The following is an 11,289-nucleotide window of genomic DNA, read 5'->3' as shown; positions in this document are numbered from 1 at the left end:
TTTCGTCTTGAGAAGAAGGAGAGACTCTTATGTTCATCGCCATGAATCGCTTTCAGGTGAAGAAGGGCGCGGAGACTGCGTTCGAGACTGTCTGGGCTACCCGCGAATCCTATCTCGCCAACATGCCGGGCTTCGTCGAGTTTCATCTGCTGAAGGGACCAGAGGCCGAGGACCACACGCTGTATTCGTCGCACACGAGCTAGGGTCGACAAGGCGGCCTTCGAGGCCTGGACGCGCTCGGAGGAATTCCGCCGCGCCCACGCGCGCGCCGACAACAGGACCGGCGAGAGCCTTTACCTCGGCCATCCCAAGTTCGAGGGCTTTGAGGTGATCCAGAGCGAGCGCAAGGCCGCGGCCGCTTAGATGGTGCAGGAGAGGAGCCGCACATGCTGAGCACCGATCTCGCCGAGCTCAAGGCGTATATGGCCGACAACCCCGGCGCGGTGATCGAGGACGTCGCGCGCGAGCGCAAGGTCACGCCGCGTGCGGTGATCGAGGCGCTGCCGTTCACCATGGTCCGCATCGGCAGTGGCGAGCATTTTGCCGCCGCCATGCAGGACATCGCGGAGTGGGGCGAGGTCATGCTGATCGTCCACACCGACGATGCGATCTTCGAGTTCACAGGCAGCGTTCCCGCGGGCGAGATTGGCCGCGGCTACTTCAACCTGATGCAGCCGAAGGGACTACACGGCCATCTCCGCCACGAGCGTTGCGCGGGCGTCGCCTTCGTCGAGCGTCCGTTCATGGGCAAGACCTCTGCCTTCGTCGCCTTCGTCAATGCCGACGGCGGCATCATGTTCAAGGTGTTCGTCGGCCGCGACGAGACCCGGGCGCTGCGCAGCGACCAGCACGCGCGATTCCGGCAGCTTGCAGACCGCATCGCCGCCCGCCACTTTCTATCATCGGAGGATCAGGATGCAGGGCATCTCCAGGCTGCGGCAAATGATCGTCACTATCGCGCTGGCGCTTGCGCCGGCGTCGGCCTACGCGATCGACGAGGCGCTATTGCCGCGCAATCTGTCGCCCTGGGGCATGTTCCTCGGTGCCGACATCGTCGTGAAGACGGTGATGGTGGGCCTCGCCGTCGCTTCGCTGGTGACGTGGACGGTGTGGCTCGCCAAGAGTATCGAGCTGCGCCGCAAGGGCGCGCTGGCCCTGCGGCGCACGCGCGCGCTCGAAGGCAATATCAGGCTGGCGGAGGCGGCAGAGAAGGCCGGCGATGCGCACGATCCGGTGGCCCAGCTCATCCAGTCCTGCGCCAGAGAGGCGGAGCTTTCCGGCGGCGTCCTGGACGACGGTCTTGAGGAGCGCGTGGCCCTGCGGCTGGAGCGGGTCGAGGCGGCGATGTCGAGGCAAATCGCGCGCGGCACCGGCGTGCTCGCGACCATCGGCGCCACCGCGCCGTTCGTTGGGCTGTTCGGTACGGTCTGGGGCATCATGAACTCCTTCATCGGCATCTCCGAGAGCCACACCACCAGCCTTGCGGTGGTTGCGCCCGGCATCGCGGAGGCGCTGCTCGCCACCGCGCTCGGCCTTGTCGCCGCGATCCCGGCGGTCGTGATCTACAATCACCTCGTCCGCTGCATCGCGAACTACCGCGCGTTGCTCGGCGATGCTTCGGCTCAGCTGATGCTGCTGGTCAGCCGCCAGCGCGATCACAGGGACTTCCGTTTGGCGCGGGCGGCGGAGTAGGGCCATGGCTGCGAAGCTCGGCGCCCGCACCGGATCGCCGCTGAGGCGCGGCGACCCCGGCGATCTCGACGTCACCCACGAGATCAACGTCACGCCGTTCATCGACGTGATGCTGGTGCTCTTGATCATCTTCATGGTGGCCGCCCCGCTCGCCACCGTCGACATCGGCGTCGAGCTCCCGGCAACCGCCGCCGAGCCTTCGCCGCGGCCGGACAAGCCGACCTTCGTGACGGTGAAGCCGGATCTCACCGTCGCCGTTGGCGAAGACACCATGGCTCGCGATGGTCTCGCTGCGGCACTCGATGCCGCCACCAAGGGCCGCAAGGATGAGCGCATTTATCTCCGCGCCGACAAGGCGGTGAGCTATGGCGATCTGATGGAGGTGATGAACACCTTGCGCAATGCCGGCTATCTCAAGGTCGCGCTCGTCGGCCTTGACGGACGCAGCTGATGGCTGCCGCGAACGCCTTTGCCCTACACGAGCCGCTTGGCGAGCGCGAAACCGCGCGGTGGGGCGTCGCGGCCGCGGTGATCGTGGCGTTGCATGTCGCCGCTGCGCTGATTGCAATGAACTGGATCAGGTCGCAGCCGGAGCAGGGCGTCGGCCTGCCGGCGATCATGATCGACATGTCGCCGGTCACCACGGCGCCGCAGCCGACACTGGACAACGTCGCGCCAGGTCCGCTGATGCAGGAAGCCGACGCTTCGCCGCCCGAGCCGGTGCAACAGCAGGCTGTCGAGGAGACCATCGCGCCGACCCCGCCGCAGGAAAAGCCTGACGTGGTGGCGCCACCGGAACAGAAGCTTGAGCCGACATCGGCGAGGCCCGCGCCGGCGAGGATCGTGCCGGTCGGAAAGCCGGCGCCCGAGAAGCCCAAGGTGGTTCGCCGCGAGGCGAAGAAACCGTCGGACGCAACACCCGCGCCGCGCACCAGCGCCCCGCCGCGCGCCGAGCGCGAGGCGCCGATGGCATCGGCCATGAGTGCCGGCTCAGTCGCTTCAGCGATCGCGTCCTACAATCAGCGCGTCCGCGCGCATCTGATGCGCTTCCACGCCTATCCGTCCGGCGGCAATGGCCAGCGCGGCGTCGCAAGGCTGAGCTTCACCGTCAGCCGCAGCGGGCAGGTGACATCGAGCCGTCTCGTCGGCTTGTCAGGCGTCGCCGCATTCGATGCCCAGGCGATGTCGATGGTCCGCCAGGCCTCGCCGTTTCCGCCGATCCCCGACGAGATCAAGAACGGCTCGATGAGCTTTTCGATTCCGGTGGAGTTTACGGTGAGGTAGCCCCCGCTGTCATGCCCCGGCTTGACCGGGGCATCCAGTACGCCGAGGCCTCGCGATCTAATCGCTGGCGCCGCGGCGTACTGGATCGCCCGGTCAAGCCGGGCGATGACAGTTGGAAGGAGGCGGGCCTTACCTCGCCTTCAGGAAATCGGCGACTTCGAGCAGCATGAACTCGTCGTCGTCGGCCTTGTTGGGATCGCGGCTGGAGGAGAACGGCAAATTGTTGTCGTTGCCGACAATAATGTGGGTGTCGTCGACGCGATCGACGTTCTCGATGGTGAAGAACGGAAAGGTGTAGACGCCGTCGTTGAGCGGCTTCCTGGCCTTCTTGTCGGGGTCCTGGATCTTCAACAAATCGATATAGCCGATCTTGCGCACGGGCTTGCCGACATTGGCATCCGAGAGCTCGATCTTGTAGATGCGCTTGAACTTGGCGATGTCAGGGAAGCAGTTCTCGCCGCGCTGGCCTTGCGGGCAGGCCTTGTCGGCGGTGCCTTCGCCATTGTCGCGCTCGATGATCAGGCCGGCGGTCGGGTCGATCATGTTGAAATCGCCGATGGCGTTGCCGTTCTGCTCGAACACATACTGCCAGTAACGCCCGGTGAATTTCTCCGCGGCGACGTCGAATTCGAGGATGCGGGAAGCTTCCTTGCCGTCGACCTTCTCCCAATCCTTCTTCTCGGCATCCCACAGCGGGCCCTCGAGCAGGCCGTAGAGGAACTTGCCGTCCTTCGAGGAGGCAAAGCCTTCATAGCCCTTGGAGCGGCGTAGGTTGACGTTGGTGTAGGTCTGGCCCGGCGCGCCCGGCGTTGCCACTGCCCAATTGTCGGGCGAGCGCACCGGCTTGCCGTCGGCAACCGTCTCGAACACGGCGAGGATCTTGCCCGATTTGTCGGCTTTCAGGATGTACGGGCCGAACTCGTCGCCGATCCAGAAGACATCGCCGATGATCTGAAAACCTTCGGTGTCAAAGTCGGAGCCAGTCAGGTAACGCTTCTGGGTGTCCTCGTGCACGATGCGGAAGGGGACCTTCTTGTCGGGATCGTGCAGGAAGACGGTCTCCTGGCGCTCGATCTTGCCGCTGGCCCAATCCATCTTGTAGCGGTTCAGGTACAGCATGGAATCCGGCGAGTTGGCGCGGGCGCCCATGCCGTTGTCGGTGATCACCCAGAAAGTGCCGTCGGGCATGGTCTTGATGCCGGAATGGCCCTGCAGCGGCTGTCCCTTGAACGGCAGCGAGACGCCGGTCGGACGCTCATAGGACTTCCCCATCACGGTGCCCAGCGCGTCGACACGCTTGCCGGTGGTGTACTTGCCCGACGTCTTGAGATCGGCGGGTGCGTCGCTCGGCGCGTCGATGAAGGTGGCGGCCGGCATCACCACGTGGCCGGCGAGCTTGGCCGGGAACTCGCTCTCGTTTTGGGCGAGCGCGGTGCTCGCGGTGAGAATGATCGTTGCGACGGAGGCAAGAAAGGTCGCGCGCATGTGCGTCTCCTGTTGGCGGACGACGCCTTATGCGGATCGCATATTGCAGTTTTGTGAAGCCGGACCAAACGCCGCAGCGCTCTTCGCCTCTCCGCGCTCGCGGGGAGAGGCCGGAATTTGCGCCAGCAAATTCCGGGTGAGGGGCTGCTTCCGCGAGTCCGTCTCTCATTGTATTCGCGGAAACAGCCGCTCACCCCAATCCTCTCCCCGTAGGAACGGGGAGAGGAACGAGAGAACGAGTCTACTCCTTGACCGCACCGGTCAGCGAGGACACGTAATAGTCCACGAACAGCGAATAAAAGATCGCGACCGGTAGCGACCCGAGCAGCGAGCCGGCCATCAGCGCGCCCCATTGGTAGACGTCGCCGGTGACGAGCTCGGTCAGGATCGCGACCGGCACGGTCTTGTTGGCGCCGCTCTGGATGAAGGCGAGCGCGTAGATGAACTCGTTCCAGGACAGCGTGAAGGAAAAGATGCCCGCCGAGATCAGACCGGGCACCGCCAGCGGCAGCGTGATCCGGCGCAGGATCTGCAGCCGCGTCGCGCCGTCGACCAGCGCGCATTCCTCGAGCTCGTAGGGGATCGACTTGAAATAGCCGATCAGCAGCCAGGTGCAGAACGGCACCAGGAAGGTCGGATAGACCAGGATCAGGGCAAGCGGCGAATCGAACAGACCGAACTGCACCACGACCGTCGCAAGCGGGATGAACAGGATCGACGGCGGCACGAGATAGGCGAGATAGATGCCGAGGCCGACATAGGGGCTGCCGCGGAAGCGCAGGCGCTCGATGGCATAGGCGGCGAGCGTGCTCGCGATCAGCGACAGCGTGGTCGAGCCGATCGCGACCAGCATCGTGGTCTTCAGCCAGCGCGGGTAGGCGGTGTTGAACAAGAGGTGCTTGATATGCGCCAGCGTCGGCGAGGAGATCCAGAACGGATTATGATCCTTGTAGTTCATCAGCTCCGCGTTCGGCTTGAACGAGGTGATCGCCATCCAATAGAACGGAAACAGCAGGATCAGCACGAAGCAGCCGAGCGGCAGATAGATCATCATCAGCCGTCGCAGCCCGGAATCCCAGGCCATGGTGTCGGGAGCGGCTTTGGCCACGGCAGAGCCTTGCGCGACGGTATCAGTCATTGCTCTCTCCCTGCTGCCATTTGCGGCGCGCCAGGCCGAAATAGGAGAACACCGTCGCGAACACCAGGAACGGGATCATCGACACCGCGATTGCGGCGCCTTCACCGAGCTCGCCGCCGGCGATGCCGCGCTGGAACGCCAAGGTCGCAAGCAGATGGGTCGAGTTGACGGGCCCGCCGCGGGTGATGGCATAGACCAGCTGGAAGTCGGTGAAGGTGAAGATGATCGAGAAGGTCATGACGATGGCGAGGATCGGCATCATCATCGGGAAGGTGATGTAGCGGAAGCGCTGCCAGGCGCTGGCGCCGTCGAGCATCGCGGCTTCATAGAGCGAGGGCGAGATGGTCTGCAGGCCCGCCAGCAGCGAGATCGCGACGAAGGGAATGCCGCGCCAGATGTTGGCCGCGATCAGCGAGAACCGCGCCGGCCAGGGCGAGCCGAGGAAATCGACATTGCCCGATCGCCAGTGCAGCACGTCGACCAAGAGATAGGAGATGATCGAGAATTGCGGATCGTAGATCCACCAGAACGCCAGTGCCGAGAGCACCGTCGGCACGATCCAGGGCAGCAGCACGATGGCGCGCAAGAGGCTCTTGAATGGAAAATGATTGTTGAGCAGCAGTGCGAGCCAGAAGCCGAGCGCGAACTTCCCGAAGGTCGCGACCGCCGTGTAGAACACGCTGTAGAACACCGCGTTCCACCACAAGGGATCGGTCAGCAGGTACTGGAAATTTTCGACGCCGACGAAGATGCCGCGCCGCCCGATCGTGGTGTCGGTGAAGGCGAGCCAGATGCCGAGGCCAAGCGGATAGGTCAGGAACACGGCGAGCAGCCCGAGCGCCGGAGCAAGACACATCGCGATCAGGAACGGCTTGTAGTCGAACAGCCGCGCGACCCAGTTCGGCTGCCGGGCCACCACGCTGTGCGTTGAAAGAGCGGTTACGGACATCGGATCTTTGTCTTTTCAGGGCGCCACAAGGTCATTCCGGGACGATGCGCAGCATCGAACCCGGAATCTCGAGATTCCAGATGCCCAAATTGCGCACCTGAGGTCTGGTGCTTGCGCACCATCCCGGAATAATGGCCTGTCATTGCTCGCGCAATGATGTCCGTCTTGCTTGTCTCTCACCGGCCCTGCCGCCGGAAGTATCGCTTGCAGCGCTGCTCGGCTTCGGCGGCCGCGGCCTCCGGCGTGGCAGCGCCGGTGGCGACGGAAGCGCACATCTGGACCAGCACGTAATCGGCGCTGACCGCGCCGGTGGCGGTCGAGATCGGGCCCTTGTAGCCGTCATAATAGGTGCTGTTCATGGTGTCCTTGAACAGCTTGACCTTGGGATCCTGCGACCAAACGGCGGCCTCGGCATAGGCGGCCAGCGGCTGGGACCAGTAGCCGCTGTTCGCATTGAGCCACGGTTCGTACTGGTCCTTTTCGAGCATGTATTGCAGGAAGGCTTTTGCGGCGTTGGGGTATGGGCTGTGCTTGAACACCATGGCGTTCAGCGTCAGGCCCGCCATCGGTGATACCTTGGCGAGGCCCTTGGGCAGCAGCTGATGTTCGCTGTCCTCTGCGATCGCCTTGGTGGCCGGGTCGTTCTTCAGCGAGAAGTATAGTGAGACCCCGTTGGCCGTCAGCGAGATCTCCTGCGAGGAATAGGCGCGGTTATTGCTGACGTCGTTCCAGGACGGCGTACCGGCGATGAAGGTCGGGTACAGCTCCTTGACCCAGTTCAGCGCTGCGATCGTCTCCTTGCTGTTGATGGTAACATTGCCCTCTTCGTCAAGCAGGGAGGCGTTGTGCGACCACAGCGCCCAGTTGGCGAAGCCGTTGCCATCGCCCTTGGCATTGCCGAGCGCGAAGCCCGCCGGCTTGCCGGCCTTGTGCAGCTTGCGGCACACGTCGACCACGCCGGCATGATCTTCCGGAACCTTGTCGAAGCCGACCGATTGCAGGACTGACTTGCGGTAGATCAGGGGGCCGGCGGTGGCGCCGAACGGCAGGCCGATCCAGGCGTCGCTCTTGTTCCTCTTGCCGTAGCGCTGCGCCAGCGGCAGCCAGCCGCCATACTTCTTGCCAAGGTACTCGGCGATGTCGGTGAGCTCGATGAGCTTGTCGATGTAGATGTGGGGTGCGTCGGAGAAGCCGATGATGACGTCGGGGCCGGCGCCGGAGTTCGAGGTCACCGCGGTCTGCTGGTTGATGTCTTCCCAGCCGACGAAGTCGACCTTGACCTCGACGCCCGTCTCCTTGGTGAATTTCGCCGCGTTGGCGCGGAACACGTCCTCGTCGGCCTGGACGAAGCGCACCGGGCGCAGCATGCGCAGCGATGCGCCTTTCTCGATCTCGAGCTTGGGTGCCGGAACATCGGCAGCTCTGATATTGGATGTTTGCGCTGCAGCGCCGGTGGCGGCAAGCGTTGCGGCGGATAGGCCCAGCGCCAAGGCGTCACGACGTGTAAGGTCGCTCCTCATCAGTTCCTCCCTGTTGTCGTCCCTTCCCGGCGTTGATCGCCGGTGAAGGGTCTCGTCCGTTTGTGGCGCGTATGCGCGCCGTCCGCCTAACTGTTCGGTCCGCGATCCATGCTGACGGGCTGCCAGCGGCGAAGCGCGGTGTTTTGCAGCACCGACGGGTTGACACAGCTTACTGGCCACATGCCCTGAAGCACCAGTGACAATTCGTAGCCCACGCGGCGCTTGCGCGCCTCGTCAAACCGTGCCGAGGCCGAGGCGACATGGGCGGTCAGGGTCACGTTCTCCATGCCGAGCAGCGGGTTGTTGTGCGAGGGCGGTTCCTTCTCGAGCACGTCGAGGGCGGCATGGGCGATCCAACCCTCTTGCAGCGCCTTGATCAGGCTCTCCTCGTCCACCGTGGCGCCGCGGCCGGTGTTGATGAAGATCGAGCCTTTCTTCATCTGCCGAAAGTGCTTCTCGGTCAGCATGTGATGCACCTCGGGTCGTGCGGGAGCGTGCATCGAGACGAAGTCGGATTGCGACAGCACCTCGTTCAGCGTCGCCGGGATGACGCCGTGGTCGTACATCAGCGTCTCCTGGATGAAGGGATCATAGGCCATCATACGCAGGCCGAAGGGCGCTGCGCGTTTCGCAAAACCGCGCGCGCGACGCGGCCGAACGAGATGAAGCCGAGCGTCTGGCCCATCAGCCGCGGGATCTTCAAGAGCGCTGGTCGACCTTCGGCCCAGCGGCCGTTGCGTACCATGCGATCCTGCTCGACCAGGCGGCGGAAGCCGGCGAGCAGCAGCATCATGGCGTGGTCGGCGACCTCCTCGATGAAAGTGTCGGGGATGTTGGTGACGGGAATGCCGCGGGCGGTCGCGGCCTTGACGTCGACGCTGTCGACGCCGACCGACCCGAGCGTAATGACCTTGCAGCTCTGCAGGCTGTCGATGATGGTCTTGGTGATCGGGATACCCTTGGCATAGATGGCATCGGCATCCTTCGCGGCGGCGATGAACTCGGCCTCGCTCGCGGGGGCTTCGATGATCTCGGCATCGATCGGATCGAGCGCCTCGCGCTCGTAGGAATAATCGCTGCCCGCGACCGTGAAGCTCGCACCCTTCGGCGTCACCACCCTGTATTTCGGCATTCTCTGCTCCCGATTTGGTTTCTTGTTGTGACCCGGCCTTCTCCGGGCCTTTGCGTCTTTTACGCGAAATCGAGGCGGGTGCGTACAATTGCCGGTTGTCCGGACCGATGATTATTCCCGGTTTTGCCGGCATGGTCAGGGCTTCTACGGAGGCACGTAAGTAACTTGCTAAGGGTCCCTCCCTAAAAGTTGATTCAATTTCGATCGATTCACTCGCGTGCCGATAACCTTTTTTTGCCCGGAGCCATCCCGTGAAGTTGAGCAATCTGAAGATCGCCCCCAAGCTTGGCATCCTTGTCGGCGTCACCTTGTTCGGCCTTTGCATCTCCGGAGTTCTCGCCGGCTATCTGATGAAGCGCGAGATGGTGAATGCGCGTATCGACCAGACCAAGGCAATCGTCGAGCTGGCCCGCAACTATGCCGCGACACTGATGAAGCGGGTCAATGCCGGCGAGATAACCAAGGACGCCGCACTTGCGGAGCTGCGTCGCTACGGCAACGCGATGACTTACGACAAGGGCTCCGGCTATCTATTCGGCACCACCTATGACGGCATCACGCAGCTCGCGCCGGATCCGAAGCAGATCGGCCAGAACCGCATGGACGTGGAGACGAACGGCCGCAAGCTGTCCCGTGAGATCATGGACGGCGTCAGGGCCAATGGCGACATCCTTCTGTTCTACGAATATGTGAAGCCCGGTCAGCCGGAGCCCATCCGCAAGCTCGGCTACGCGGTCGCCGTGCCCGGTTTCGACATGTATCTCGGCACGGGCGCCTATCTCGAGGACATCGACCAGAAGATGGGCCCGGTCTACTGGCTGCTTGGCCTTGCCATGCTCGGCATCGTCATCGTCGCAGGCAGCGTCGCCTGGATGATCGGCCGCAGCATCAGCCGTCCGCTGGCATCGCTCGGCGCCCGCATGAAGGATCTCGCCGAGGGCAAGCTCGAGGGCGACATTCCCGGCGTCGGCCGCAGCGACGAGGTCGGCGCGATGGCGTCCACAGTCCAGATCTTCAAGGACAACGCGTTGCGCATCCGCGACCTCGAGAAGACCGAGGCGGATGCCAAGGAGCGCGCCGCGGCGGAACGTCGCAGCGCGATGGAGGACATCGCCAACGACTTCGAACGCAGCGTCAACGGCATCGTCCGCTCGGTCTCCTCCGCCGCGGCCGGCATGCAGTCGACGGCGCAGTCGATGACCGCGACCGCGAGCGACGCCTCCTCGCGTGCGGCCACCGTCGGCGCGGCCTCGCAAAAGGCCTCCGGCAATGTCGGCACGGTTGCCGCCGCCGCCGAGGAGCTGTCGAGCTCGGTTGCGGAAATCTCCCGCCAGGTCACCCGCTCGACCGAGGTGGCGAGCAAGGCCGTCAACGACGCCGAGCGCACCAACGCCACCGTCCAGGTGCTCTCCTCCGGCGCCGAGAAGATCGGCGAGGTCGTCAAGTTGATCCATTCGATCGCGGCACAGACCAACCTCTTGGCGCTCAACGCCACCATCGAAGCGGCGCGTGCCGGTGAATCCGGCCGCGGCTTCGCCGTCGTCGCCTCCGAGGTCAAGGCGCTCGCCAATCAGACCGCGAAGGCGACCGAGGAGATCTCGGCGCAAGTGGCGGCCATGCAGACTTCGACCAGCGACGCGGTCGCGGCCATCGCCGGCATCACGCAGACCATCGCCGAGATGAGCGAGATCACCGCCGGCATCTCCGCCTCGATCGAGCAACAGGGCGAAGCTACGCGCGAGATCGCCCGCAACATTCAGTCGGTCGCGGCCGGCTCGAACGAGATCAACGCCAACATCGGCAGCGTCACCTCGGCCGCGGAAGCGACTGGTGCGGCTGCCACCGACGTGCTCGCCAACGCCCGCGAGCTGGACAGCCAGTCCGGCGCGCTGCGCAGCGCAGTTGACGGCTTCCTCGCCAAGGTGCGTGCGGCGTAACACAGGCCTCGTGCCCCGGACGCATCAGCGCGTTTACGCGCGTCTTCGACGCGCTATGGCAGCGCTTCTTTAGCGGCGCGCCGCAGAGCCGGGGTGCATGCTGCGGCAATCCGGGTCCCGGCTCAGCGTCGCACCGCTTCGCGCTGCGCCGC

Annotated in this window: 8 protein-coding genes and 3 pseudogenes; 6 read left to right on the top strand and 5 right to left on the bottom strand. The window is 64.3% G+C overall.

Annotated features, from left to right (window positions below):
• Positions 1-29: 29 nt before the first annotated feature.
• From ACVWY3_RS25565 to ACVWY3_RS25545, 5 genes and pseudogenes are all read left to right on the top strand, one after another.
• Positions 30-363: pseudogene (locus ACVWY3_RS25565) on the top strand (antibiotic biosynthesis monooxygenase family protein).
• A 23-nt stretch (positions 364-386) separates the two neighbouring features.
• A pseudogene (gene hutX, locus ACVWY3_RS25560) lies at positions 387-887 on the top strand (heme utilization cystosolic carrier protein HutX); the annotation flags it as partial.
• Between the two features lie 28 nt (positions 888-915).
• Positions 916-1,692 (top strand): tonB-system energizer ExbB, encoded by a 777-nt coding sequence (gene exbB / locus ACVWY3_RS25555; protein WP_456840934.1) that lies wholly within the window; start codon positions 916-918, stop codon positions 1,690-1,692.
• 4 nt (positions 1,693-1,696) lie between these two features.
• Entirely contained in the window at positions 1,697-2,143 is a 447-nt protein-coding gene (gene exbD / locus ACVWY3_RS25550) for a TonB system transport protein ExbD (RefSeq protein WP_456840933.1), read from the top strand.
• On the top strand, positions 2,143-2,976 hold the full coding sequence (locus tag ACVWY3_RS25545) for a TonB family protein (RefSeq protein WP_456840932.1): 834 nt from the start codon (positions 2,143-2,145) through the stop codon (positions 2,974-2,976). Before exbD ends, ACVWY3_RS25545 begins: the two co-directional genes overlap by 1 nt.
• A 129-nt stretch (positions 2,977-3,105) precedes the next feature.
• Here the strand turns inward: ACVWY3_RS25545 and ACVWY3_RS25540 are convergent, their stop codons facing one another.
• From ACVWY3_RS25540 to ACVWY3_RS25520, 5 genes and pseudogenes are all read right to left on the bottom strand, one after another.
• On the bottom strand, positions 3,106-4,461 hold the full coding sequence (locus ACVWY3_RS25540; protein ID WP_456840931.1) for an esterase-like activity of phytase family protein: 1,356 nt from the start codon (positions 4,459-4,461) through the stop codon (positions 3,106-3,108).
• 241 nt (positions 4,462-4,702) lie between these two features.
• The gene (locus ACVWY3_RS25535) at positions 4,703-5,599 is read right to left on the bottom strand and encodes a carbohydrate ABC transporter permease (protein ID WP_456840930.1); all 897 of its coding nucleotides are present in this window, start codon (positions 5,597-5,599) and stop codon (positions 4,703-4,705) included.
• Positions 5,592-6,548, bottom strand: a complete 957-nt coding sequence (locus tag ACVWY3_RS25530; RefSeq protein WP_456840929.1) for a carbohydrate ABC transporter permease — start codon at positions 6,546-6,548, stop codon at positions 5,592-5,594. The genes ACVWY3_RS25535 and ACVWY3_RS25530 overlap by 8 nt, the downstream gene beginning before the upstream one ends.
• Positions 6,549-6,724: 176 nt before the next feature.
• Positions 6,725-8,068 (bottom strand): ABC transporter substrate-binding protein, encoded by a 1,344-nt coding sequence (locus tag ACVWY3_RS25525; RefSeq protein ID WP_456840928.1) that lies wholly within the window; start codon positions 8,066-8,068, stop codon positions 6,725-6,727.
• Between the two features lie 86 nt (positions 8,069-8,154).
• Positions 8,155-9,200: pseudogene (locus ACVWY3_RS25520) on the bottom strand (C-terminal binding protein).
• 251 nt (positions 9,201-9,451) lie between these two features.
• Between ACVWY3_RS25520 and ACVWY3_RS25515 the strand changes: the two are divergent.
• Positions 9,452-11,137, top strand: a complete 1,686-nt coding sequence (locus ACVWY3_RS25515; protein WP_456840927.1) for a methyl-accepting chemotaxis protein — start codon at positions 9,452-9,454, stop codon at positions 11,135-11,137.
• Positions 11,138-11,289: the final 152 nt, after the last annotated feature.

This window comes from Bradyrhizobium sp. USDA 4486 (assembly GCF_054057995.1).
This window is presented reverse-complemented; position numbering and strand designations above follow the sequence as displayed.

Coding starts and splice junctions, on each gene's coding strand:
- exbB (WP_456840934.1), top strand. CDS start 916: ATGCAGGGCATCTCCAGGCTGCGGCAAATGATCGTCACTATCGCGCTG.
- exbD (WP_456840933.1), top strand. CDS start 1,697: ATGGCTGCGAAGCTCGGCGCCCGCACCGGATCGCCGCTGAGGCGCGGC.
- ACVWY3_RS25545 (WP_456840932.1), top strand. CDS start 2,143: ATGGCTGCCGCGAACGCCTTTGCCCTACACGAGCCGCTTGGCGAGCGC.
- ACVWY3_RS25540 (WP_456840931.1), bottom strand. CDS start 4,461: ATGCGCGCGACCTTTCTTGCCTCCGTCGCAACGATCATTCTCACCGCG.
- ACVWY3_RS25535 (WP_456840930.1), bottom strand. CDS start 5,599: ATGACTGATACCGTCGCGCAAGGCTCTGCCGTGGCCAAAGCCGCTCCC.
- ACVWY3_RS25530 (WP_456840929.1), bottom strand. CDS start 6,548: ATGTCCGTAACCGCTCTTTCAACGCACAGCGTGGTGGCCCGGCAGCCG.
- ACVWY3_RS25525 (WP_456840928.1), bottom strand. CDS start 8,068: ATGAGGAGCGACCTTACACGTCGTGACGCCTTGGCGCTGGGCCTATCC.